Below are 23,140 nucleotides of genomic sequence, written 5' to 3'. Positions count from 1 at the left end.
CCGATGAGCGAGGTGATGAGCGTTTCGCCCCTGGACCGCGCGCCCGGGGCGCCGGTGGGGCCGCTGGCCCAGCTCCATTACCGGCCGCAGCCGCGCTGGGTGCCGTCGCGCTTCAACGCGCGCACCCAGCACGCAGACGGGCGGATGCTGCTGTGGAACACCTTCACCGGCGCGGTGATGGAGTTCATGCCCGAGCACCGCGACGGCGCCCTGGCGGCGCTCACCGCCGGGCCCCTTCCCGAGCCGCTGGACACCTACGCCACGCACCTGTCGGGGCGCGGCTTCCTGGTGCCCGAGGGGCTGGACGAGGTGGCCCGCTTCCGCACGCAGTACGGCCGGCAGCAGTGGCGCAGCGACATGCTGCACCTGATCCTGCTGGCCAGCGAGGACTGCAACTTCCGCTGCGTGTACTGCTACGAGAAGTTTCGCAACGGCACCATGCTTCCCGAGGTGCGGCAGGGGGTGCGCGCCTTCGTGGAGCCGCTGGCCTCGCGGCTGCGGGGGCTCACCATCAGCTGGTTCGGCGGCGAGCCGCTGTACGGCTGGGAGGCCATCGAGGACCTGGCGCCCTTCTTCAACGACCAGGTGAAGCGCTACGGGCTGAACTGCTCGCACGCCATGACCACCAACGCCTACCTGCTGACCGAGGAGAAGGCGACCAGGCTGCTGGAGTGGGGGTGCACCAAGTACCAGATCACCATCGACGGGCTGCCGCAGGACCACGACTGCAAGCGCGTGGGCCGCGACGGGAGCCCCACCTACGCCACGATCCTGGACAACCTCCGCTCCATGCGCGCGCGGCGGGCCGACTTCAACATCACCATCCGCGTGAACTTCGACCAGGTGAACTTCGAGCGGCTGGGGCCGTTCCTTGAGGCGCTGAGCGAGGACTTCGCCCACGACCGGCGCTTCGCGCTGCGCTTCCGCGCGATCGGCGCCTGGGGCGGCGACAACGACGACCGGCTGGCCGTGTGCGGGATCGAGCAGAAGAAGGAGGCGCGCGAGGGGCTGCGCACCCGGGCGGTGGAGCTGGGGCTGAACCCCGAGGGGGGGATCTACGACCTGCGCATGCCGGGGTCGCAGGTGTGCTACGCGGCGCGGCCGTACAGCTTCATCGTGGGCGCCACGGGCAAGCTGATGAAGTGCACGGTGGCGCTCGACGAGATGCCCGAGAACGTGGTAGGGCGGATCACCCCCGAGGGGCAGATGGAGCTGAACGACATCAACTTCATGCAGTGGGTGGCCCCGCACTTCGAGACCGACGAGCTGTGCAGGAGCTGCTACGTGCTCCCCGGCTGCCAGGGCGCCACCTGCCCCATCACCCGCATCACCGACAACAAGCGCACCTGCTGCAGCGTGAAGCCCAACCTGAAGCGGGAGATGCGCTTCACCCTCGACACGCTGGCCCGCGCCCGCGCGCAGGCCGCCGCGGGGAAGCCGGTCGCCGCCACGCAGCCCGCCGCCGTCGGCTGAGGCCCATCGTACGGGAGATTCGAAGCGGAGACGTGGGGGACGATCCCCGCGTCTCCGCGTCTTCATCTCCATCCCCGTCTCCGCAAAAGATGGAGATCACACGGAGGGAACGGAGGAAGCGGAGAGCTCCTCCGTTCCCTCCGGTTCCTCCGTGTGATTCATGCAGTTTGGGGAGACGGCTGAAACGACCGAGCCGGGGACGCGCGGCGAGGGCGGCGCCGGGGGCCGATCTTCGTTATCTTTCCACCCCATGAAGCCCGCCTCCCCGCGCTCCGCCGTCGACCTGTTCCTGTCGCCCGCCGCCGCCGCCCGCATCCGCAGCGAGATCGCGCGGGCGCGCGGCAACGAGGTGTGCTTCGTGTGCAGGGTGGGCGAGGGCGGCTCGGTCGAGGAGCCGCGCACCATCGCCCGCGGGCACGCGGGGGCCGTGCTGGCGCTGATCCGCGAGAAGGAGATCCCCCAGCCGGGGCTGCTGGTCCACAACCACCCCTCGGGCGTGCTGCAGCCGTCGGAGGCGGACCTTTCCGTGGCCGCGCGGCTCTTCGAGCAGGGGCTGGGGTTCGCGATCATCGACAACGACGCGTCGGAGCTCTACGTCGTCCTGGAGCCGCCCGAGCCGGGCGACAACCAGCCGATCGACGCCGACGCGGTGGCCGACGAGCTGGGGCCCGGCGGGCCGCTCTCCATCGGCCATCCGCGCTACGAGGACCGGCCGCAGCAGCGCGCGCTCACGCGCATGATCGCCGAGCTGTACAACGAGGGCGGCGTGGGCATCGCCGAGGCGGGAACGGGGACCGGGAAGTCGGTGGCCTACCTCCTTCCCGCCATCCGCTGGGCGCTGGAGAACCGCGAGCGAACCGTCGTCTCCACCAACACCATCAACCTGCAGGAGCAGCTGGTCGAAAAGGACCTGCCGCTGCTGCGCCGCGCCCTGGGCGAGCCCTTCAAGTACGCGCTGGTGAAGGGGCGCGCCAACTACGTCTCCATCCGCCGCGCGCTGCTGGCCAAGGTGAGCTCCACGCAGCTCTTCGACGCGCAGAAGCAGGCGGAGCTCACGGGAATCGTCGACTGGCTGCAGACCACCAAGGACGGCTCGCTCTCGGACCTGTCGTTCCGCCCCTCGGCCGAGGTGTGGGACGAGGTGGCCAGCGAGACCGACGTCTGCCTGCGCGTGAAGTGCCCGCACTTCGAGGACTGCTTCTACCAGCGCGCGCGCCGCGAGGCCTCGGCCGCCGACGTGCTGGTCGTCAACCATCACCTCCTCTTCTCCGACCTGGCCGTGCGCCGCGCGCTGGGAAACTACACCGCGCCGGCCGTGCTCCCCACCTACAAGCGGCTGGTGCTGGACGAGGCGCACAACCTGGAAGAGGCGGCCACCAGCCACCTGGGCGCGCGCATCACCCGGCGCGGGCTGTTCCGCATCCTCCGGCGGCTGGAGAACCGCGGCAAGGGGCTGATCCCCGCCTTCGCCACGGCGCTGAAGGCGGTGCGCAACGACCTGATCGCCCGCAGCGCGCTGGACGTCATCGAGCACCGCATCTTCCCCGCGCTCGACGGGGCGCGGGACCGCGCGGCCAGCGTCTTCTCCTTCCTGGGCGACCTGTTCACCGGCGGGGGCGAGGAGACGATCCGGCTGGAGGATTCATTCGCCAGCCACCCGGTGTGGACGCTGGGGCTGGACGACGCGCTCACCGGCGTGCTCGACAACCTGAAGTCGCTGCGCGAGGCGATGGAGCTGCTGCGCGAGCGGGTGACGGTGGACGAGGACATGCAGCGCCAGATGGAGGCTCAGCTGGTGGAGCTGCGCGGGGCGATGAACCGCGTGGACGGCGCCGGCGACGCCCTCCGCCAGGCGCTCCGCCCGGGGGATGACAACATCAGGATGGTGCGCTGGATCGAGCGCCAGCCCGAGCGCGAGGGGCGGGAAGGGAACCTCACCCTTAACGCGGCGCCGCTGGACCTGGCCGACGTCCTCCGCGAGTCCGTCTTCGAGCAGGTGCCGACGGTGATCCTCACCTCCGCCACGCTGGCGACGCAGGGGAACTTCCGCTTCGTCCGCCAGCGCCTGGGACTGGGCTTCCCCTTCGCCGACGAGCACCGGGTGGACGAAGCCATCTTCCCCTCGCCCTTCGACTTCGGGCGCCAGTCGCTGCTCGCCGTGCCGATGGACCTGCCGCTCCCCGCGGGGGACCGCGATCCCCGCCACGACGAGGCCACGGTGCGCGCGACCATCGAGCACGCCAAGATCAGCGACGGCGGACTGTTCGTCCTCTTCACCAGCTACCGCGCGCTCCGCCACGTGGCCAACGAGCTGCGCGCGCGGAGGATCGACAACGAGTGGCCGCTGTTCGTGCACGGCGAGGCGCCGCGCGCGCAGCTGGTGGAGCGCTTCGCCGCGTCGGGGCGGGGGATCCTGCTGGGGACCACGAGCTTCTGGGAGGGGGTCGACGTTCCCGGCCAGCCGCTGCGCGGGCTGGTCATCCCCAAGCTCCCGTTCAAGGTGCCCAGCGAGCCGGTGACCGCCGCGCGCATCGAGGCCATCGAGCAGTCGGGCGGCAACTCGTTCTGGAACTACATGCTCCCGCACGCCGCCATCCGCCTGAAGCAGGGCTTCGGGCGGCTGATCCGCTCGGCGGACGACCACGGGGTGGTGCTGGTGCTGGACGGGCGCATCGTACGGAAGAGCTACGGCCGCTACTTCCTGGACTCGCTCCCCGACGCGCCGCTGGTGAAGGGCCCGTGGGCCACGGTGAAGCAGGCGATGCTGAACTTCTACGGCGAGCGCCAGGAGCGCCGCGCCGCGGGGTGAGCGAGGGAACAAAACCGCGCCTGGGGTTTCTTTTCCGCGTCCCCGCGAACCAGCCGGTGATGCGCCCGGATGCCGGGGCGCGAGTCCGCGAAGGCCGACTTCGGGCCGTTGTTGCCGCGAATTCATTCGCCCTTGACGGGGCGACGCGGAGACGGCGGCCGATCGACGAACCTCAACTGCGCCAACCGGCCTTGGATCTCCCCCGTCCCTCCAAGATCGTCTGCGTCGGCAGGAACTACCTGGAGCACGCGCGCGAGCTGGGGAACGAGCTTCCCGAGCGACCGCTCATCTTCCTGAAGCCGCCGTCGTCGCTGGTGGGCGATGGAGACGCCGTCGTCCTTCCGCCGGAGAGCGAGCGGGTGGAGCACGAGGGCGAGATCGCGGTGGTCATCGGCCGGCGCGCGCGCCACGTGCCCGCGCCCGAAGCGTGGGACTTCGTGGCCGGGATCGCGCCGCTGAACGACGTGACCGCGCGCGACCTGCAGAAGACCGACGGCCAGTGGACGCGGGCCAAGGGCTTCGACACCTTCTGCCCCATCGGGAAGATGGTGCCGCTGGACAGCGTCGATCGCGACGCGCTGGAGGTGGTCTGCCGCGTGAACGGCGAGGTCCGCCAGCACGGCCGCGTGGGCGAGATGGCGTTCTCCATCCCCCAGCTCATCGCCTACATCTCCGGCGTGATGACGCTGGAGCCCGGCGACGTGATCGCCACCGGCACCCCCGCGGGCGTCAGCCCGCTGCACGACGGCGACCTGGTGGAGGTCGAGATTCCCGGCGTGGGAGTGGTCCGCAACCCCGTGAAGCACGCATGAAGCTGTACCGACGCCGCTGGCTGGCCCTGGCGCTGTTCGCCGTGGTGGCCGCCGACTGGTTCACCAAGTTCCTGGTGCAGAACCACATCCACCTGTACGGGCAGCGCCCGGTGATCGACGGGTGGCTGTGGCTGGCGCACGCCCGCAACCCGGGGATCGCCTTCTCGTTCGCGCAGGGGCTGCCGGAGTACCTCCGCCTTCCGCTCCTGGTCGCCGCGGCGTCCATCGGCATCGCGGTGGCGGCGCGGATCGCGCAGCAGACGCGCGACTCGCTGGTGCGGCTGGCCGCGGTGCTGATCATGGCCGGGGCGCTGGGGAACCTGGGCGACCGGGTGATGAACGGGTGGGTGACCGACTTCATCCAGGTGCGCTGGTTCCCGTTCATCTTCAACGTGGCCGACATGGCCATCACCATCGGCGCGGTGATGCTGGCCGTGCGGATGATCTTCGCCGCGGAGCCGCCGCACGGCCCCGCGGCGCCGGCGGAAGGTTGAAAGGAAGGTCCTGAGTCCCAAGTCCCGGGTCCTGAGTGGAACAGGTTGGCGCGAGCGCTGAGGCGTGATCTGGCAGACTTGGGACTCAGGACTTAGCACTTAGGACTTCGGTTATCTCACTCGCACGTCCGTCAAACCGGTCCGGATCCCCATGCCCGAGCTCGCGCGCCGCTTCCGCAGCCTTCCGCCGTACCCGCTCACCGAGGTCCCCGGCATCAAGCGCGAGCTGCGCGCCCGCGGCGTCGACGTCATCGACCTGGGCACCGGCGACGCCGACCTGGCGCCGCCCCCGGCCGCCGTGCAGGCCATGCAGCAGGCGGTGTGCGACCCCGCCAACTCGCGCTATCCCTTCCAGCTGGGCCTCGTCCCCTTCCGCGAGGAGATCGCGCGGTGGATGGGCGGCCGCTTCGGGCTGGAGGTGGACGCGATGGCCGACATCGCGCTGCTGATCGGGAGCAAGGAGGGGATCTACCATCTCCCCTTCGCCTTCCTGGAGCCGGGCGACGTGACCATCATTCCCGACCCCGGCTACCAGGCGTACCTGGGCGGCACCGTGCTCGCCGGCGGGGAGCCGCACCTCGTTCCCCTGCGGCCGGAGCACGACTTCCTGGTGCCGTTCTGGGAGATTCCGGAAGAGGTGGTGCGGCGGACGCGCATTCTCTACCTCAATTACCCGAACAACCCCACCGCGGCCATCGCCCCGCGCGAGTACCTGGCGAAGGCGGTCGCGTGGTGCCGCGAGCACGACGTGATCCTGGCGTACGACAACGCCTACAGCGAGATCGCGTACGATGGCTATCTCCCGCCGTCGATCCTCGAGATCCCGGGCGCGAAGGAGGTGGCGATCGAGTTCCACTCGCTGTCCAAGACGTACAACATGACGGGGTGGCGGATCGGCTGGGCGGTGGGGAATCCCGACCTGATCGCCGCGGTGACGCGGGTGAAGACGTTCGCGGACACGGGCGTGCCGTTCAGCATCCAGCACGCGGGCGTGGCGGCGCTGCGCTCGCACGGCGAGTGGGTGCCGCGCAACGTGGCCACCTTCCAGGCGCGCCGCGACGCCGCGTGGGACGCCTTCCGCGCCGCCGGCTTCGACCTGCCGAAACCCGCCGCCAGCATGTACCTCTGGGTGCCGCTCCCCGCTGGCGTGGAGAGCGAGCCGTGGGCGAAGCGGCTGCTGCTGGAGCAGGGCGTGTCCGTGCTCCCCGGCAAGTCGCTGGGCCCCGGCGGCGAGGGCTTCTTCCGCGTCGCCCTCACCACCAGCGAAGACCGCCTCCGCGAAGGCGCCGAGCGCATCGCGAAGATGGTGTGACGGCTGGGCAGATGGCGATCTCCGGCGTCCCTTCCTGCTTCTGGTGGAGGGACGCTGGTGTTTTTTGGGATAGGATTGGATGACGGGCGGGGAGGGAGAACCGCAAAAGCGTTGTTCCCGCGCACTCCCCGTTGACGTCATCCTGAGGCCGGCCACGGCGCAACTTGCATCACGCAAGACTTTGCAGGCCGAAGGATCTATCGCCGGCTGAGCACGTCAGCAGACGAATCGCACCGGCGTTTCTCGGGATGCCGGACATGACGCCCCAGAGTTATTCCCCGCACCGAAATGAAGTCCGCGAAGGCGGACTGCGTGCCGTTGTAGCCGCGAGTTCACTCGCATTTTCCACCCCAATCTTCGCCCCACTCCCCGCCGCGTTTCACCGCACTTCCTTGTTCCGCGGCGCGCGCTATTCTGCCGTGCCTGATGACGGTGATCGCTCTGCTCGGTGACGGTAATCGCTCTGCTCGGTGACGGTGATCGCTCTGCCTGATGACGCGATTGACAGCCCGCAGCCTGCTCGTGTCGTCTGAGATATGCCGCTCGCCGCGCCTCGTAAGCGGTTGGTTAAGGCTGGTGCCGCGCCGGAACCGAAGTTCCAGGGGGGAGTAGAAGCTTCACATGAGCCCCGCCACGCTCTCCCCTCCGCCCGTGCTTCCCGCCGAGCTGGCTCCGCCCCCCGTGGCCGGAACCGGACCGGCGGCGCCCGTGCTTCCCAGCCGCCCGCCGCTGCGTGGCCATGAGAGCCGCCGCGGCGGGCTGCGCGTTACGCGCGGGGGCGTGCTGTTCTCGGTGGGCGTGCACGTGGTGCTGGCGGTGCTGCTGGTGATGGGGATCGACCAGGCCACGCGCGGCCGCGAATCCCGGCAGGCGGGGCAGAACCAGGCCGAGAAGGTCAGCTACCTGGACGTGGGCGAGTGGCCCACGAAGGTGCCCTCCACCGGCGCGCCCCTCTCCGCCGCACCCGCGGCCGCGGCCCGCGCGCAGGGGGTCAGCGCCGCCGCGATGGACTCGGCCGTCGCGCGGCTGCCGGGGCTGCAGCGCTTCCCGACCAGCGTTCCCAACGGAATCCCGGCCGCGCCGCGTGGCGGCGGTGCGCGCGGGCCGGCGGGCGCGCAGCCGGGCGGCGCTCCCGGCGCCGGCGGCAACGCCATCGGCGGCGACGTGGCGGGCGGGCCCCTGGGCGCCGGGTATGGCGACCGGCGGCTGATCGTGCGCCCCGAGGCTGTTCCGGAGCGGCAGAAGACCGAGCACGAGCGCTACATGGACCACCTGGGCTCGGTCTTGGGCACCTGGAACGACTCGGTGGCCGCCGAGGCCGAGCGCCAGCGCCGCATCCACAACTGGACCTTCCGCGACAAAAACGGCCGCGAGTGGGGGCTGGGCCAGGGCGGCGTGCCCATCATCGCCGGGCAGAAGCTTCCCACCCGCATCGCCCCGCCCATCCACGTGGACCGCGACAAGGAAGAGTCCGAGCGCGCCCAGTCCCGCCAGCGGACGGAGATCGACCGCCAGGCCGAGGACACCGACCGCGACCGCAACTTCCGCGAGCGCACCCGCGCCACCCGCCAGCGCCAGGACGAGGAGCGCCGCAGGCGCCAGCAGTCCGGCGACGGCTCGTCATCCTCCCCGCCTTCCTCTTCCCAGCCCTCGGGCAGCAACCGCTGACCCCGCCGGAACGCGACTTGCACCCCCGGCCCGCCTGCGAGCGACCTTTTTGACGAGCGTCGCGAAACGGATCGGGAAAGGGGGAGCATGGCACACAACTCACGTGATCGAAACGAAACCGACCTGGGCGAGGCGCTGCTGTTCGCCCTTGGCGCGGCCGGCGGGCTGGCGCTCGGCGTGTTCCTGAGCCGGGGGGGAATGCCGGCGGCGCCCGAGCCCGTGCGGCAGGCCGGCGCGCGCCTGCGCGACCGCGCCCGCGACATGGCCGGGCGCTGGGGCCCCGCCAACCTGCGCCGCGGCGAGGAAGAGACGCTGCAGCTGAGCGGGCTCGAGGACGCCGTCATCGAGGCCTTCCTGCACGATCCCGTGCTGGCCGAGCGCGGCATCGACGTGGGGTGCATCAGCCGCGGGATCATCGAGCTCTCGGGCACGGTGTACTCGGCCGACGAGGCGGAGCGCGCGGTGCGGGCGGCGCGCGGGGTGGAGGGGGTGGACACGGTGGTGAACCGGATGGACGTGGACGAGGACGCGCGCCGCACCGGGCGCGCCGGCGAGTCCACCGCATGGGAGGGGCACATGTCGGGAGAGTGGACCGGGCGCAACATCGGGATGGGGCGGAGGCGGCAGGGCGACGAGACCGATCCCGCCGGCGACGATTCGCAGCACCTCCGCGAGGTGGCGCTGGAGCAGAGCGACCGCGCGCAGTTCGAGGACGAGGAGCTGGCGCACTCGCAGCCGCGCGTGGGCTCGCGCCCCGGCACCGGCGACCCCAACCCCACGAACTACAGCGAGGACGAGCTCGACAACCAGGACCCCTACGGCAAGCACGCCGTTCCCGCGCCCGAGCAGCCGCAGGCGCTGAACTCGCGGTCGCGCGTGGGCGAGGGGCTGTCGCCGGGGCTGGAGCTGGAGATGGAGGCCGCCGACGTGCCCTCGAAGCCGCACTCGGCCGAGTGGCAGGGCGCCCGCCCCCGTGACGCCGACGAAAGCTGATCCGGCGGGTTCGATCGGGCAGATGAACAGCGGCCCCTCGCCCGGCATCCGGGCGAGGGGCCGCTGTCGTACGGGTGGTCAGTCACGGAGGATACGGAGATGGATGATCCGTTGATCTCCATCGCCTCCGTGCCTTCCGTGTCCTCCGTGAGTTGCCTGCCGTTCAGGATTGCATCGCCGCGCGTCCGGAGTAGATTCCGCCGCCCGAACCTACTGATGACGAGGCGACCAATGGCGGGCACGCTGAAGGACACCATCCGCGACGACCTGAACGCCGCGCGGCGCGAGCGCGACAAGCTGCGCACCACGGTGCTGACCACTTTCCTCTCCGAGATCCGCAACAAGGAGATCGACCTTGGCCACGAGCTGGGTGACGCCGACGTGCAGGGCGTGGCCACCACCGCCATCAAGCGCCGCCGCGAGGCCGCCGAGCAGATGCGCGCCGGCGGCCGCGAGGAGCTCGCGGCCAAGGAGGAGCAGGAAGCCGTGATCCTGCAGGCGTATCTCCCCCCGCAGCTCACGGAAGACGCCGTCCGCGCCATGGTCCGCGAGGCGATCGGCGCCGGGGCAAAGGACATCGGCGGTGTCATGAAGGCCGTCTCCCCGAAGACGAAGGGCCAGTTCGACGGCAAGGAGCTGAACCGCATCGCCCGCGAAGAGCTGGCCGCGTAGCGAGCACGATCGCCAGAACAGCAGCGCCCGCGGACGGCCTTCGATGCGTCCGCGGGCGCTGTTTACTTTCGACGAGAGACTACTTACATTCCGCGCACTTCAAAGACTGCATTGAGCCTTCCCGTCCCATTCGCCCCGGGCATGAATGTCGTCGCGAGCGCTTCGCGCGTGGCAGACGCGCAGCCGCAAGGTGCTGGACGAGCTCGAAGCCGCGCACGCGGTGGTCGGCGGCGCGCGCCGCGCCCGCACCTTCGCGCGCCAGCAGGTCAACCAGGCATACGTGGTGCTCCTCGCATCCCAGTTCCAGCGCTTCTGCCGCGACCTGTTTTCGGATTCGATTGACGCGCTGGCGACGCACCCGCCGTTCGCGGCGCTCGCACCCGTATTCAATGCGGCACTTCCCGCGGCAATCCGGCTGAATTCGGGGAACGCGAACCCGACGAACATCGCCGCCGATTTCGGACGGTTCGGCTTTGATCTCTGGAAGTCGGCCATCCAGAAAGATCCGAGGACGGCCGCACGCCGGGAGAAGCTGGAAGCGTTGAACCGCTGGAGAAACGCGTTCGCTCACCAGGATTTCCGCAACCCTCAGCTCCGTGGGCGCGAAACCATTCGGATCAGGGACGTTCGCGCGTGGCGCACGGCATGCGACTGTCTGGCGGTGGACTTCGACGCTGTCCTTCGGCTATACTTGGAGAGCATCACCGGCATCGCTCCGTGGTAGGAGAAATCATCATGAGCAGAGCGAAGGCTCGCAGTTCGACGGATATCCGGGCGGGGAGCCGCGTGGTCTACCACCAGCCGTGGGGCCCGATCGACGCCGTGGTCGTGGAAGATCGCGGCATGCGCGGGGGCTTCAACGCGCGCCGGATCATGCGCATTCGTCCCATCTTCGACGGCATCGAAGACAGCATGGACGAATGGGAGGTTCCGCTCGAGGACCTGACGCTCGCCGAGTAAACTCGATTCGCTGCTGAAAGTCCGCAGGCCGCCACCATCTCTCCGGTAGCGGCCTGCTTCGTTTTACGCCCTCAGTGTGGTCCGCGTTACCCGAACGCGGCGAGGAGGTCGTCGATCTTGTCGAGCACGGGCTCGCGGTTCTCGCTGGCCACCTCGTAGCGCCGGATGCGCAGCAGCGAGCGCTCGTCCAGGTCGGCGTCGTCCAGCCAGTCCACCAGGCTGTCGCGGTCCATCCCGTCGTAGCCCAGGATCGGCTCCTCCAGCAGGTCGGCCTCGTCGTCCTCGTCCTCCAGCAGCAGGTCGCCGCCCTCGGGCCAGCGCCCGCCGGGAACCGCCGGCTGCAGCCACCCGCCATTCTCGAAGTCGCGGAACGCCAGCACGATCGCCGCCCCGGCGGCCGCGCCCAGCAGCACCTTGAACGTGGTGTTCATCGCCCTATCCCCTCCCGTTTTGGCGGACCTGGTTTTCCCCCGGACAGGCGCAAATCCCCGGCCACGCCTCAGCCGCCGCCCGGCTCCGGCCGCACGCGGATGCGCTGCGCCAGCGCGTGCGAGATCACCTGCGGGCTTCCGTTCACCTCCAGCTGCACCGGCCCCTCGAAGGGCGAGCGGCCGGTGACCCGCACCTCGGCGCCCGGGTACAGGTCCAGCGAGCCCAGGTAGCGCAGCTGCTCGGGCTCCTCCACCTCCACCTCCAGCACGCGGCGGCGCTCGCCCGGCTCCAGCTCGCCCAGCGACGGGTAGCGGCCGGTGTCCATCTCCCCGCTCGCGCTGGGGATCGCGTTGCCGTGCGGATCGCGCTCGGGCTCGCCCAGCAGGCGGGCCAGGCGCTCGATCAGCTCGTCGCTGGCGGCGTGCTCCAGGCGCTCGGCCTCGTCGTGCACGCGGTCCCACTCGTAGCCCAGCTTCTCGGCCAGGAACAGCTCCAGCACCCGGTGCCGCCGGATGATGCGCAGGGCCGCCAGCTCCCCCGGCGCGGTCAGGCGCACGCCGTAGTACGGCTCGTGGCGCAGCAGCCCCTGCTCGTCCAGGCGCTTCACCATCGCCGTCACGGCCGCCGCCGTCAGCCCCAGCCGCTCCGCGATCCGCGAGGTCGACACGGGCGACTCCTGCTGCTGCAGCATCCAGACGGCTTTGAGGTAGTCCTCGACGACCGGCGTATACATCGGGGTTCGGTTCAGGTGTGGACCGAACATCTGGCGGGGATTCGGGCGTGTCAAGGACTGGAACGGCGGGGTTCGGGCGTGTTTGGCGCCGAGGCGCCAAACCGGGCTGCGCGCGCGGTAGGCAACGATACGACCGTTGCCAACCGCGCCGGGCCACCGCCGCGCCGTGCATCCGGCGCGTTTTGCCGGCATCCTCCCACGCGCGGCGCCGTCCCGGCCCTCCGGGCGCGCATCCCTCACGCAAGCCTCGTCGCGCGAAGAACCTGGCAGTGCCGCGTGCGCGGATCCTCCCCAGTCGCGCGGATCTCCCCGAGCGAGTCCGCGAAGGTGGACTTCGGGCCGTTGTTGCCGCGAATTCATTCGCCTTTGCGGCCCGGCTGATCCGCGCGGCCTCGTCATCTCCACGAAAACCGGGCAGCGAGATCCGAATCTCGCCGCCCGTCCTGTCCTTCATCCCCCCTCGTTTTCGCACTCCCGCACTCCCGCACTCCCGCACTTCCGCACTCCCGCACTCCCGCACTCCCGCACTTCCCTACGGCGTCGCCCCCGCGCTGTCGCCTTTGGTCGTGTCGCGCTGCTGGAAGACCTGGATCAGCGAGTCCACGTTGGCCTGCTGCGCCTTCGCGCTGTCGGCCTTCGCGGGGGCGGGTCCCACCGCGCGCAGCGTGATCAGCGCCACCTCCGGCGGGTGCCCGAAGCGCACCGGCACGTAGCTGTACCCGATGCCGCAGGTGGCGAAGAGCGTGCTTCCGCGCAGCCGCCAGATCCGGGTCTTCGCCGGGTCGCGCGTCCCCGGCAGGACGGTGGTGTTGAACCACGCCAGCCGCGGCGTTCCCGGCACCTCCACCGGCCCGCAGAAGGTGTGGCCGGACAGGATCACCGGGAACTTCTCCTCGGGCACCGTGGCCGCCGTCACCGGCATGTGCGCCAGCGCCAGCATGGCGTGCGGCCCGTCCGGCAGCGCGTTGAAGATCTCGGCCTTCTTCCAGTCCGCACGGCGGGCGAGGTAGGGCTCCAGTCCCACCACGAACGCCGTGTCGCCGCCGCGCGAGAAGCGCGTGAAGGCGTCGCGCAGCACCTTCACGCCGCTGCGCTCCAGCGCCGCCACCGTCTTGATGCGCGCGCTGTCGGGGTTCCCCTGCGTGTCCTCGGTCTCGTCGGCGGTCCCCAGCACCGCCATCACCGTGCGCCCCTTCAGCGGCGCCAGCACGCGGTCGATGGCCGCGTAGTCGTCGCCGCGGGCCACGTAGTCGCCCAGCAGCACGATCAGCTCGGCGCCGGTGCCCGCGGCGGCCTGCGCGGCGGCCAGCGCCACCCGCTCGTTGTCGGGCCACAGCCCCAGCTGGAAGTCGCTGATCGCGGCGATCTTCAGCCCGCTCCACCCGGGCGGCAGCTCGGGCACCTCGATCTCCACCGGCGTGACCACCACGTTGCGCGCGGCGGCCACGCCGTACACCTGCGCGGGGTTCTCCGCCGCCGAGTCCTCCTGCGCGTTCGTCAGGTCGATCTGTCTGCCGCCGCGGTTGCACGCCGCCAGCGCGAGCGCCAGCAGCGCGGCCGCCGCGAGCGGGCGCCGGGTCCCAGGCATCCTCGTCAAGGCCGTTCCCGTCCGGGTCGTTGAAAAAGCAAAGCCGCGCGCCGGCGGCGGACCGCCAGCGCGCAATCGCAGTGCCACGCGCCGTGAAGGGGGAAAGCTACGCGCTGAGCGGGAGCGCGTCCACGCGCGCCGGGGGGCGGGTGCGCTCCATCTCCGCCGGGTTCAGGCGGAACCAGCGCGCCACCAGCAGGATCTCGTCCACCTGGTGCCGCGCGACCAGCGCGCTCTGCGGCTCCGGGCGGCCGAAGTGCTCGTCGCACAGCCGCTGCAGGCGCCGCCGCTCCGCGCCGCCCCTGGGCATGGGCACCACCGCCCGCACCGTTCCCCGGCGCACCAGGTACACGCGGTCGTCGCCGTCCGCGCCGGGCACGTGGTAGAGAAAGGTGAGTGAATCCAGCGCCTCGCGCAGCTCCTGGAACTCGTCGCGCAGCCGCTCCAGCCGCTGCAGCCGGTTGCGCAGCGAGGCCGCCACCTCGTACTGCCAGCGGTCGGCCGCCGCCTGCATCCGCTCGTTCAGCCGCCGCAGCGGCTCGTCGGCGGTGCCGCCCAGGAACGCGCGCGCGGTGTCCACCTGGGCGCGGTACTGCTCCTGGCTGCACCCGCCGGCGCACGGCCCCAGGCACAGGCGCAGCTCGTGGCGGTGGCAGCGCGGCGTGTGCTCGAACGAGAAGAAGTCCGGCTGGTCGGCGAAGCGGATGGGCGTCCCGGTGGGGCAGTCGCGCAGCCCCAGCGCGTCGTTCAGCTCGCGCACCGCCTCCACCACGCGCTTGCCGCCGCGGAAGGGGCCGTAGTAGCTGGCCGCGTCGTCGCTCACCGTCTGCACCACGTACAGCCGCGGCGCGGGGCCGGGAGCCAGCTTCAGGAACGACCAGCGGCCGTCGCGCTTGTGCTGCACGTTCAGCAGCGGCCGGTGGCGCTTGATCAGCTCCAGCTCGCGCAGCAGCGCCGCGAACTCGCTGGGCTGGTACTCCCACTCCAGCCCCGCCGCCTCGCTCAGGATGCGGTGTCCCTTCTCCCCCCGCCTGGCGCGGAAGTACGAGAGCAGCCGCGTCCGCAGCGACTTCGACTTCCCCACGTACAGCACGGCGCCGTTCCCGTCCAGCATGCGGTAGATGCCGGGGCGGTTGCGCGCGTCGCCCACGGCGTCGCGGAGGGGATGGGAGCGGGACTTACGTGCCACGTTGCGGACAAGCGGACTGCGAAGAAGAAAAACCGAACCTCGCCAACCTAGCGTCTTCGCCCGTCGGCCGAAAGGAGCTTCACAGGGAGGGTGGGGGTCTCCGGTTCGTATACGAAAGTATAGTCGGTTAATGTGTAGAACTGATGTACGCTGGTTACACTCGCAAAGATGGCGAAAGCTCAACAAATAATGGAGATTACAGGACAGAGTGAACCGAGGTGGATCTGCGCTGATATAGCCAGATGTGCCATTTACAACGTCGCATTAGGAACGAATTCAGACGGACCAAGCGTCGCATTCTGCCGCTTCCGCTGCTAGACTTCGGGGCAAGAGCAGCTCGCCCCCCGATACCCACCGCACCAAGGATGGCCCCCATGAAGCTGATCCGTCTCGCCCTCGCGGCCGCGGCGCTCGCGGCGGCCGTGGCCGCGTGCGACGCGCCGCGCGTGACCGCGCCCGATGCGCCACGCGCGGCACCCGCGCGCACGAATGACGCGGCCACCTCCACGCCGACCACGACCACCACTTCCACTCCACCCTCTCCCGCCCCTCCGGACACCACCGGGAAAACGCAGGTGGCGGGATCGGGGAATTGAAAACGAGCGCCGGGCGCGGATCTCGTCCGCGCCCGGCGCTCGGGATACGACCTCGGGTTCTGCCGCCCCGGCTCAGCTGGTGAGCGAGTGCACGAAGTCCGTGGCCAGGGCCTCGGCCGCCTCCCTCCACTCGTCGCGCTCGGCCGCGGTACGCACCTCGGCGCGCTGGTGGCGGCGCGCGGCGTCGATCACCGTCTCGGCCGTCAGCCGGGTCTTGCCGTCGCCGCGGCGGGTGGCGCCGTCCAGCGCGCGCTGCGCCGCGTCGTCGGCGCGCTCCCAGGCGCCCAGGCTCAGCGCGCCGTGGGCCAGGTCCAGGTACGCGCGGGCGGTGGTGTCGTTCCCGGGGTTCTGGCGCACCATCTCCGCCATCTCGTCCCACGCCCACTGGAAGGTCTCCCGGTCACCGGCACCGCCCGCCGCCCGGCCCATGTCGCCGAACAGCATCACCTGCATCGCCGTGTCGGAGAAGTGCTCGAGCAGCGACTTGAACACGGCCAGCGCGCGGTCGAAGTACCCCTGCGTGGTCCAGAAGTACGCCACGTCGTGGGCCAGGCGGGCCAGCTTGGGGTTGTGCGGGCCGTAGGCCAGGAAGGCGGCGCGGGCCAGCTCGTGCGCCTCCTTCGTGTTCCCCGTCTCGATGGCGATGCCGAACAGGTCGTGCAGCGCCGCGCCCTCGATGTCGTGCAGAGAGTTGCGCCCGGCGGCGCGAAGCGCGCGGATGAAGAAGCGGCGCGCCGCGGGGAAGTTGCCGCGCAGCACGTACAGGTTCCCCAGCCCGTTGAAGGCCAGCGCGTAGGTCGGCCAGTCGCCCGCCTGCCGCGCCAGCGCGATGGTGCGGCGGAACCAGGTTTCCGCGCGGGCGTGCTCGGCGCGGCGCCGCGCCAGGCGGCCCACCGCGTACGCCGTGGCCGGATCGGCCGGGTTCACCACCGCCGCGGCCTGCGCGTAGGCCAGCGCCGCCGCCAGCTGCCCGCGGTCCTCCGCCCAGCGCGCCACCTGCCGGCACGCCAGCGAAACCGTCTCCTCGCGGGCCGTGGCGGGAGCGCCCAGCATGGCCGCCATCGTCTTCAGCGGCTCCTCCAGCTCCTCCGGCGCGCCCGCGGTCATGATCTCGGCCACGCGCGACCGGTCCGCTCCCGGCGTGAAAAGAGCTTCACGCTCCGCCTTCCCGGCCCGGCCCCACAGCATGGAGTCACGCAGCGACTGCCACAGCACCAGCCCCAGATCGCCGGTAATCTCGTCGAGAACGCTCAATCCCTCGAACGCGTCCGTGTCGCCGTGGGTGAGCGCGGGGGGCACGCGCCAGCGGCGAGTGGTCTTTCTCGGTGGCGCCTTGAACTTGCGTTGTCTCATGGTTGGGCTTGTTGGGAGCGTCAGGAGAGGGAGGAAACGTGCTCGTGCGGATGCCACTGGGTGCAAAGATAATGCAACACGCCAGAAACGCCAGACTTGGGGCGGGTTCCGGGCTCCGGTCAGCGCTGGTCGTGGGCGCAGAAGAAGGTGCTGCGGCCCCCCTGCACGATGCGGCGGATGGGCCGGCCGCACACCACGCACGGCTCGCCCTCGCGGTCGTACACGCGCAGCCGCCGCACGAACTCGCCCGGCTCGCCCTCGGCGTCGCGGTAGTCCAGCAGCGTGGTGCCGCGGAACTCGATCGACTCGGCCAGCACGTCGCGCACGCCCTCGCGGATGCGCTTCGCCTGCGGGCGCGTGAGCTCGTCGGCGGACCGGCGGGGGTCCACCCTCGCGCGGAAGAGCGCCTCGCTGGCGTAGATGTTCCCCACGCCCACCACGCGCTTCTGGTCCATCAGCCACACCTTGATGGCCACGCGCGAGCGCCGCGTGGCCTCGTACAGCCACTTCGCGGTGAACTCGTCGGACAGCGGCTCGATGCCGAGCGCGGCCTCCCACGCCGCCCACTCGTCGGGCTGCATGCGCCAGAGCCGGCCGAAGCGGCGCACGTCGTGGTACCTCAGCTCGCGCCCGTCCTTCAGGTGGAAGCGGACGCCGGTGTGCGTGGGCGCCGGGTCCTCGGGGCGGGCGATGAAGAGGCGGCCGGTCATCCCCAGGTTCACCAGCAGGTACTCGCCGCCGGTGTCGATGACGATGTTCTTGGCCCGCCGCGCCACGCCGGCGATGCGGCGCCCGGCCAGCGCGTCCGCGAACGACGCGGCGGATTCGCCCTCGATCAGGTCCGGCTTCAGCACCTCGGCCGAGCGGATCTCCGCGCCGGGGAGGCTCGCCGCCAGCCCGCGGACGATGGTCTCGACTTCGGGAAGCTCAGGCATGGGTGCCCTCCGCTCTGCCGATCTCCCGCCACCCGATGTCGCGGCGGAACTGGCGCCCGTCGAAGCGGATGCGCTCGGCGGCCGCGCGGCTCCGCTCCGCCGCCTCGGCTACGCTCGGCGCCAGCGCGGTGACGGCGAGGACGCGTCCGCCGGCGGTGACGAGCCGCCCGTCCGCCTCGCGTTTCGTCCCCGCGTGGAAGACGATCACGTCGCCGGAAGACTCGAGGCCGGGGGGGATGCCGATCTCCGCGCCGCTCCGGTAGTCGCCCGGGTACCCCGCGCTGGCGAGCACGGTGGTGGCCGCGGCGCCGTCCGACCAGTCGAGCGTGAGCCCCTCGATGCTCCCGCCGCGGGCGATCTCCCGCATCGGGTCCAGGAGGGAAGAGCGGAGAAGGGGGAGGACCGCCTGCGTTTCCGGGTCGCCGAAGCGGCAGTTGAACTCCACCACGCGCGGGCCCGTCTCCGTCAGCATCAATCCCGCGTAGAGGAGCCCGGAGAAGCTGCGCCCTTCTTCCGCCATCGCGGCCACGGTGGGCTCCAGGATCTCCGTCTGCACCCGCGCCATCAGCTCCGGCGTGGCGATGGAGACGGGGGCGTACGCGCCCATTCCCCCGGTGTTGGGCCCCGTCTCCCCCTCGCCCACGCGCTTGTGGTCCTGGGCGGGGATCATGGCCGTGACGTGCGTCCCGTCCGTCAGCGCGAAGACGGACAGCTCCTCGCCCGTCATCCGCTCCTCGATCACCACCTCGCGGCCGGCGACGCCGAACGCGCTCCCCGCCAGCATCTCGCGCACCGCCTCCAGCGCCTCGTGCGCGTCCTCGGCTACGACCACGCCCTTGCCGGCGGCCAGTCCCGACGCCTTCACCACCAGCTTCGTTTCCGCCGCGCGGACGTACGCCTCCGCCGTGGCCAGGTCGTCGAAGCAGGCGAACGCGGCGGTGGGGATGCCGTGGCGCTGCATCAGCCCCTTCGCGAACGCCTTGCTGCTCTCGATCTCCGCAGCGGCCTTGCAGGGGCCGAACACGGCCAGCCCGTGCGCCTGGAAGTGGTCGGCGATCCCCTCGGCCAGCGGCGCCTCGGGGCCCACGACGGTGAAGTCGACGCCGTTGGTCTCCACCCACGCGGCCAGCGCCTGGAGCTCGCCCGGCGCCAGGGGGAGCGAGGTGGCGCCCGTCATCCCCCCGTTCGCCCGGGTGACGAAGAACTCCGCGTCCGGCGCGTCTCGGCGCAGCTTCCACAGCAGCGCGTGCTCGCGCCCGCCGTTGCCTACGATCAGGATCTTCAATCCGCCTCACCCGGTTGGTGCTTCGCTGGGGCGGGGATGATAGCGCGCCGCCGCGGGCGGAACAATCGCCCCAGCGGCTACTTCTCCTTGCGGGCGTTCAGGATGGCGATGACGTCCTGGCGCTCCAGCTCGGCGCTGCCGCCGCGCTTCTTCCACTCGTCCACCATGCGGCGGTAGTCGCGCAGCATCGGGCGGCCGGCGTCCAGACTGGCCTCGGTCACCATGTTCGGGTAGCGCCCCTCGTGCGAAAGGGAGAAGTGCGCGTACCCCAGGTAGTCCTCTTCCGTCGCGCGGTCGAAGCCGGGGAAGCTCACCCGCCACGCGTCGATTCCGAAGTTGTCCTCCAGCGTCCGGTACGCGCGCTGCACGGCGTCGAACATCGACAGGATCTCGTCGACCTCGTCGCTCTCCTTGCGGTTCGTGTCGTCGCGCACGATGTGCGCGGACAGGCGGTCGATGGCGTTGGCGTAGCCGCGCTCCAGCGCCTCGGCATTGCCGCGGTGCGTGGCAGCCTGGTCCGGCTCCAGCGCGGCCAGGATGCGGTACTGGTTGGCCAGGATCCAGCGCTCCGAGCGGGAAAGCTTCATCGTGGGGTTCTCCGGGATCGTCGCGGGTGGGCGGGAAGAGGAGGGGGATGGGGAAGAGGTAACGATGCGCGGCGGCGCGGTCCAGATTTCCGCTCGCTTCGATGGAATCGCGCGCGGGCCATCGTCCCCAAACTGCTCGATCAGGGAGAAGCGGAGACGGGCATCCGCGCGCGAGCCGCGGAGTGGGGCCTGGAGAAAAAATCCGCGATACTCATCGCATGCCGAGCCCTCCGTCACTCGCCCGCCGGTCCCGTCGCCGGATGGGATCCGTCAGCCGCCGTTCGCGCGGGCGTTCTCGATCTTCGGTGGCGCGGAGGTGGCGTTCCACGGATCGATGCGCATGACCTGGACGATGGCGCCGCTCCACAATCCCATGTGGCCGCGGTTGGCCGCGCGGAAGGTGCCCTCCACGATCATGTACCCGGCCGGAGCCCCGCGAATCCGCAGCGAGTCCGGCGGGTTTATCCAGAGGCCATTCCGGTAGAGGCCGTGTTCCCAGTCCTCGCGCGAGAGGTAGATCGCGTTCCCCTCGAACTCGATGCGCACGAAGCCGGTCACCTGCACGCGCTTTCCGTCGAAGCGCTCCGGCCGGGCGATCAGCTCCACGAGCGACGCGGGGTAGACGGAGCAGCGGGGCGGCCCGGCATCTCCCCGCGGGCACCGCTCGTCCAGCCGCGCGCTGTCCGCCGGGGGATTCGCCCGGGCCTCGCTTCCGCCGCCCGCGCGCGAGCACGACGCCAGCGCGGGCGCGAGGAGCGCGAGTGCGGCCAGCATCCGCATCCCGCCCCGCGCCCGCCCCATCGTCAGACCGCCGCCAGCGCCTGCTCCAGGTCGGCGATCAGGTCGTCTACGTCCTCGATGCCGCAGGAGAGGCGGACGATGCCGTCGGTGAGCCCCATCGCGTTGCGGCGCTCGGCGGGGATGGAGGCGTGCGTCTGGCTGGCCGGGTGGCCGATCAGGCTCTCCACGCCGCCCAGCGACTCGGCGAGCGAGAAGATCCGGACGCCGTTCACGAACTTCCGCGCCGCCTCCAGCGACCCCGTCTCCACCGTGATCATTCCCGTGAAGCCCCGCATCTGCCGCGCGGCCAGCTCGTGCTGCGGGTGCGAGGGAAGGCCCGGGTAGTACACTTTCTCGATCTTCGGCTGCTCCGTCAGCCACTGCGCGATGCGCAGGCCGTTGGCGTTGTGCGCGGCCATGCGCACGTGCAGCGTCTTGGTGCTGCGCAGCACCAGCCAGCAGTCCCACGGCCCGGGAACGCCGCCGGCCGCGTTCTGCAGAAAGCGCAGCCGCTCGTGGATCTCGTCGTCGTTCACCACCAGCACCCCGCCCACCATGTCCGAGTGCCCGTTCAGGTACTTGGTCACGGAGTGCATCACCACGTCCGCGCCCAGCGCCAGCGGCTGCTGGTTGTAGGGCGAGGCGAAGGTGTTGTCGACGGAGAGGAGCGCGCCCGCCGCGTGCACGACCTCGGCCGCCGCGGGGATGTCGGTGATGCCCATCATGGGGTTGGTGGGCGTCTCCACGTGCACCAGCTTCGTGTTCGGCCGCAGCGCCGCGCGGATGGCGTCGACGGACGACGAGTCCACGAAGCTGAACTCGATCCCCATGCGGCTGATCACCTGGTTGAACAGCCGGTAGGTGCCGCCGTACACGTTCTCGCCGCAGACGATGTGGTCGCCCGCCGAGAACAGCTTCATCAGCGTGTCGGTGGCCGCCAGCCCCGACGCGAACGACAGCCCGTGCTTCCCCCCCTCCAGCGAGGCCAGGTTGCCTTCCAGCGCCTCGCGCGTGGGGTTGTGGGTGCGCGCGTACTCGTATCCCAGGTGGCGGCCCAGCTCGGGCTGCACGTAGGTGCTGGTCTGGTACACCGGCGTCATGATGGCGCCGGTGGTGGGGTCCGGCCGCTGTCCCGCGTGGATAGCGCGCGTGCCGAAGCCCAGGTTCTGCGTGTCGTTGCGGTGGTCGGGCAGCATGTCGGGCGGTCTTCCGTTTCGGGTGATTTCGAGTGGGCGGAAGATAGCCCGCCTTCGGCGGGGTACGAAAGTACGGAAGTACGGAAGTACGGAAGCGCGAGAGTGCGGGGGAGGGCTCCGGGGTTACGGCGCCGTCGCAGTCCGCCCCGCCAGCAGCTCCAGCACCAGCCGCGCGGCCAGCTTCGCCGTGCGCGCGTCGTGGTCGTACGGCGGCGACAGCTCCATCACGTCCGCGCCGATCAGCTTGGGGTGGCTGGCGATGGTGGTGACGATGTCGATCATCTCCCGCGCGGTCAGGCCGCCGATCCCCGTGGCGCTCACGCCGGGGGCGAAGGCGGCGTCGGCGGCGTCCATGTCGATCGACAGATACAGTGCGTCGGCATCCCGCGTGGCGGCGTAGAGGGCGGCCTTCGCGGCGTTCACGGCGCCCTTCACCGCCAGCTCGTCCAGGGTGATGAGGGTGATCTCCCGCTCGCGCGCCCAGTCCAGGTAATAGCGCGAGTTGGCGAAGCGGCGGATGCCGATCATCGCCACGCGCCCGCCCTCCACGATCCCCGACTCGAGCGCGCGGCGGAAGGGGGTGCCGCTGGAGAGCGACGCATCGTCCGCGTACTCGCGCACGTCCAGGTGCGCGTCGATGCTGATCACCCCCAGCCTCAGCCCCGGTCGCGCCGCCGCCAATCCGCGGATCACCGACCCCGTGCACCCGTGGTCGCCGCCGAGGAAGATGGCGCGCGCGCCGGCGGCGAACACCTCGTGGGCGGCGGCCTCGATGCGGGCGTGCGCCTCGGCGCCGTTCATCGTCGGGAGCGGCAGGTCGCCCCAGTCGCTCGCGTTCGCCACCTCGCGGTCGCCGTCGTACGTGCCGAACGCGGCCAGCGCCTCGCGGATCGCCTTCGGCCCGAAGCGCGCGCCGGGCCGCGTGGGGATGCCGCCGTCGTACGGAAGCCCGAGCACCACCGTTTCCCCCTCCTCGGGCGGGTGGGGCGGGCGCAGGAGCGTGGACGCGCGCGGGTCCGGCGGGGCGGGGACGGCGCGGAAGGCGGCCAGCGGGTCGGGCGTGGCGTCGCTCACGGCAAGGCGCGGGCTGGGGATGCGGCGTATTGCCGGGGCTTTCCGGCGCGCGCTAACTTAGGCCGTGCGTGGCGAATCCACAAAAGCCGGCGGGAGGCGCGGCTGTCTTCCCCCGAATGGAATTCGGGGGCAACAACGGCACCAAGTCCCTGCGGGACTGCACCCCGGCTTTCGTGCGCCTCCGGCACACTGTCGCCAG

At 71.0% G+C, this 23,140-nt stretch carries 22 protein-coding genes; 11 read left to right on the top strand and 11 right to left on the bottom strand.

The features are described from left to right. Positions 1–3 precede the first annotated feature (3 nt). From VLK66_RS01100 to VLK66_RS01055, 10 genes are all read left to right on the top strand, one after another. Positions 4–1,473 carry a radical SAM/SPASM domain-containing protein gene (locus VLK66_RS01100; RefSeq protein ID WP_325307169.1) on the top strand — a complete coding sequence of 490 codons (1,470 nt, stop codon included), beginning with the start codon at positions 4–6 and terminating at the stop codon, positions 1,471–1,473. A 250-nt stretch (positions 1,474–1,723) separates the two neighbouring features. Beyond that, the gene (locus VLK66_RS01095) at positions 1,724–4,282 is read left to right on the top strand and encodes a helicase C-terminal domain-containing protein (RefSeq protein ID WP_325307168.1); all 2,559 of its coding nucleotides are present in this window, start codon (positions 1,724–1,726) and stop codon (positions 4,280–4,282) included. Positions 4,283–4,473: 191 nt separating this feature from the next. Beyond that, entirely contained in the window at positions 4,474–5,094 is a 621-nt protein-coding gene (locus tag VLK66_RS01090) for a fumarylacetoacetate hydrolase family protein (protein WP_325307167.1), read from the top strand. Beyond that, positions 5,091–5,588, top strand: coding sequence for a signal peptidase II (gene lspA, locus VLK66_RS01085; protein WP_325307166.1), 498 nt, complete (start codon positions 5,091–5,093; stop codon positions 5,586–5,588). The genes VLK66_RS01090 and lspA overlap by 4 nt, the downstream gene beginning before the upstream one ends. Positions 5,589–5,739: 151 nt before the next feature. Next, positions 5,740–6,900, top strand: coding sequence for an aminotransferase class I/II-fold pyridoxal phosphate-dependent enzyme (locus VLK66_RS01080; protein WP_325307164.1), 1,161 nt, complete (start codon positions 5,740–5,742; stop codon positions 6,898–6,900). A 621-nt stretch (positions 6,901–7,521) separates the two neighbouring features. Continuing rightward, positions 7,522–8,568, top strand: coding sequence for a hypothetical protein (locus VLK66_RS01075; RefSeq protein WP_325307163.1), 1,047 nt, complete (start codon positions 7,522–7,524; stop codon positions 8,566–8,568). A gap of 87 nt (positions 8,569–8,655) precedes the next feature. Further along, a complete protein-coding gene (locus tag VLK66_RS01070) occupies positions 8,656–9,561 on the top strand; it encodes a BON domain-containing protein (protein WP_325307162.1) in 906 nt (301 codons plus the stop codon). A 216-nt stretch (positions 9,562–9,777) separates the two neighbouring features. Beyond that, positions 9,778–10,233 carry a GatB/YqeY domain-containing protein gene (locus VLK66_RS01065; protein ID WP_325307161.1) on the top strand — a complete coding sequence of 152 codons (456 nt, stop codon included), beginning with the start codon at positions 9,778–9,780 and terminating at the stop codon, positions 10,231–10,233. A gap of 190 nt (positions 10,234–10,423) precedes the next feature. After that, entirely contained in the window at positions 10,424–10,957 is a 534-nt protein-coding gene (locus VLK66_RS01060) for a hypothetical protein (RefSeq protein ID WP_325307159.1), read from the top strand. An 11-nt stretch (positions 10,958–10,968) separates the two neighbouring features. Then, entirely contained in the window at positions 10,969–11,193 is a 225-nt protein-coding gene (locus VLK66_RS01055) for a hypothetical protein (RefSeq protein ID WP_325307158.1), read from the top strand. A gap of 86 nt (positions 11,194–11,279) precedes the next feature. Here the strand turns inward: VLK66_RS01055 and VLK66_RS01050 are convergent, their stop codons facing one another. The 4 genes from VLK66_RS01050 to VLK66_RS01035 all read right to left on the bottom strand — a co-directional run bounded on the left by VLK66_RS01050 (position 11,280) and on the right by VLK66_RS01035 (position 15,135). Then, complete coding sequence (locus VLK66_RS01050) at positions 11,280–11,624, bottom strand: hypothetical protein (protein WP_325307157.1); 345 nt, start codon at positions 11,622–11,624, stop codon at positions 11,280–11,282. A 68-nt stretch (positions 11,625–11,692) separates the two neighbouring features. Then, positions 11,693–12,358 carry a metal-dependent transcriptional regulator gene (locus VLK66_RS01045; RefSeq protein WP_325307156.1) on the bottom strand — a complete coding sequence of 222 codons (666 nt, stop codon included), beginning with the start codon at positions 12,356–12,358 and terminating at the stop codon, positions 11,693–11,695. A gap of 532 nt (positions 12,359–12,890) precedes the next feature. Beyond that, positions 12,891–13,946, bottom strand: a complete 1,056-nt coding sequence (locus VLK66_RS01040; RefSeq protein WP_325307154.1) for a metallophosphoesterase — start codon at positions 13,944–13,946, stop codon at positions 12,891–12,893. Positions 13,947–14,052: 106 nt separating this feature from the next. Further along, the gene (locus VLK66_RS01035; RefSeq protein WP_325307152.1) at positions 14,053–15,135 is read right to left on the bottom strand and encodes a GIY-YIG nuclease family protein; all 1,083 of its coding nucleotides are present in this window, start codon (positions 15,133–15,135) and stop codon (positions 14,053–14,055) included. Positions 15,136–15,509: 374 nt separating this feature from the next. Between VLK66_RS01035 and VLK66_RS01030 the strand changes: the two genes are divergently transcribed. Continuing rightward, positions 15,510–15,731, top strand: a complete 222-nt coding sequence (locus VLK66_RS01030; protein WP_325307151.1) for a hypothetical protein — start codon at positions 15,510–15,512, stop codon at positions 15,729–15,731. Positions 15,732–15,803: 72 nt separating this feature from the next. On the opposite strand, the gene VLK66_RS01025 is transcribed toward VLK66_RS01030, so the two are convergent. The 7 genes from VLK66_RS01025 to VLK66_RS00995 all read right to left on the bottom strand — a co-directional run bounded on the left by VLK66_RS01025 (position 15,804) and on the right by VLK66_RS00995 (position 22,941). Next, positions 15,804–17,084, bottom strand: coding sequence for a tetratricopeptide repeat protein (locus tag VLK66_RS01025; RefSeq protein ID WP_325307150.1), 1,281 nt, complete (start codon positions 17,082–17,084; stop codon positions 15,804–15,806). Between the two features lie 119 nt (positions 17,085–17,203). Continuing rightward, the gene (gene mutM, locus VLK66_RS01020; RefSeq protein WP_325307148.1) at positions 17,204–18,019 is read right to left on the bottom strand and encodes a bifunctional DNA-formamidopyrimidine glycosylase/DNA-(apurinic or apyrimidinic site) lyase; all 816 of its coding nucleotides are present in this window, start codon (positions 18,017–18,019) and stop codon (positions 17,204–17,206) included. Next, positions 18,012–19,304, bottom strand: a complete 1,293-nt coding sequence (purD, locus tag VLK66_RS01015; protein ID WP_325307147.1) for a phosphoribosylamine--glycine ligase — start codon at positions 19,302–19,304, stop codon at positions 18,012–18,014. Before purD ends, mutM begins: the two co-directional genes overlap by 8 nt. A gap of 77 nt (positions 19,305–19,381) precedes the next feature. Next, complete coding sequence (locus VLK66_RS01010) at positions 19,382–19,891, bottom strand: YfbU family protein (protein ID WP_325307145.1); 510 nt, start codon at positions 19,889–19,891, stop codon at positions 19,382–19,384. Between the two features lie 270 nt (positions 19,892–20,161). After that, on the bottom strand, positions 20,162–20,665 hold the full coding sequence (locus VLK66_RS01005; protein WP_325307143.1) for a hypothetical protein: 504 nt from the start codon (positions 20,663–20,665) through the stop codon (positions 20,162–20,164). 29 nt (positions 20,666–20,694) lie between these two features. Beyond that, the gene (locus tag VLK66_RS01000) at positions 20,695–21,867 is read right to left on the bottom strand and encodes a cystathionine gamma-synthase (RefSeq protein ID WP_325307142.1); all 1,173 of its coding nucleotides are present in this window, start codon (positions 21,865–21,867) and stop codon (positions 20,695–20,697) included. Between the two features lie 123 nt (positions 21,868–21,990). After that, positions 21,991–22,941 (bottom strand): agmatinase family protein, encoded by a 951-nt coding sequence (locus VLK66_RS00995; RefSeq protein ID WP_325307141.1) that lies wholly within the window; start codon positions 22,939–22,941, stop codon positions 21,991–21,993. Positions 22,942–23,140 lie beyond the last annotated feature (199 nt).

The organism is Longimicrobium sp., assembly GCF_035474595.1.
Classification (GTDB): domain Bacteria; phylum Gemmatimonadota; class Gemmatimonadetes; order Longimicrobiales; family Longimicrobiaceae; genus Longimicrobium.
The sequence above is the reverse complement of the archived record's forward strand: the minus strand, read 5'-3'. Positions and strand labels throughout refer to the sequence as shown.

Bases quoted from the DNA above. Each gene is read 5' to 3' on its own strand.
- VLK66_RS01100 (WP_325307169.1), top strand. From the start codon at position 4: ATGAGCGAGGTGATGAGCGTTTCGCCCCTGGACCGCGCGCCCGGGGCG.
- VLK66_RS01095 (WP_325307168.1), top strand. From the start codon at position 1,724: ATGAAGCCCGCCTCCCCGCGCTCCGCCGTCGACCTGTTCCTGTCGCCC.
- lspA (WP_325307166.1), top strand. From the start codon at position 5,091: ATGAAGCTGTACCGACGCCGCTGGCTGGCCCTGGCGCTGTTCGCCGTG.
- VLK66_RS01080 (WP_325307164.1), top strand. From the start codon at position 5,740: ATGCCCGAGCTCGCGCGCCGCTTCCGCAGCCTTCCGCCGTACCCGCTC.
- VLK66_RS01075 (WP_325307163.1), top strand. From the start codon at position 7,522: ATGAGCCCCGCCACGCTCTCCCCTCCGCCCGTGCTTCCCGCCGAGCTG.
- VLK66_RS01070 (WP_325307162.1), top strand. From the start codon at position 8,656: ATGGCACACAACTCACGTGATCGAAACGAAACCGACCTGGGCGAGGCG.
- VLK66_RS01065 (WP_325307161.1), top strand. From the start codon at position 9,778: ATGACGAGGCGACCAATGGCGGGCACGCTGAAGGACACCATCCGCGAC.
- VLK66_RS01055 (WP_325307158.1), top strand. From the start codon at position 10,969: ATGAGCAGAGCGAAGGCTCGCAGTTCGACGGATATCCGGGCGGGGAGC.
- VLK66_RS01050 (WP_325307157.1), bottom strand. From the start codon at position 11,624: ATGAACACCACGTTCAAGGTGCTGCTGGGCGCGGCCGCCGGGGCGGCG.
- VLK66_RS01045 (WP_325307156.1), bottom strand. From the start codon at position 12,358: ATGTATACGCCGGTCGTCGAGGACTACCTCAAAGCCGTCTGGATGCTG.
- VLK66_RS01040 (WP_325307154.1), bottom strand. From the start codon at position 13,946: ATGCCTGGGACCCGGCGCCCGCTCGCGGCGGCCGCGCTGCTGGCGCTC.
- VLK66_RS01030 (WP_325307151.1), top strand. From the start codon at position 15,510: ATGAAGCTGATCCGTCTCGCCCTCGCGGCCGCGGCGCTCGCGGCGGCC.
- VLK66_RS01025 (WP_325307150.1), bottom strand. From the start codon at position 17,084: ATGAGACAACGCAAGTTCAAGGCGCCACCGAGAAAGACCACTCGCCGC.
- mutM (WP_325307148.1), bottom strand. From the start codon at position 18,019: ATGCCTGAGCTTCCCGAAGTCGAGACCATCGTCCGCGGGCTGGCGGCG.
- VLK66_RS01010 (WP_325307145.1), bottom strand. From the start codon at position 19,891: ATGAAGCTTTCCCGCTCGGAGCGCTGGATCCTGGCCAACCAGTACCGC.
- VLK66_RS01005 (WP_325307143.1), bottom strand. From the start codon at position 20,665: ATGCTGGCCGCACTCGCGCTCCTCGCGCCCGCGCTGGCGTCGTGCTCG.
- VLK66_RS01000 (WP_325307142.1), bottom strand. From the start codon at position 21,867: ATGCTGCCCGACCACCGCAACGACACGCAGAACCTGGGCTTCGGCACG.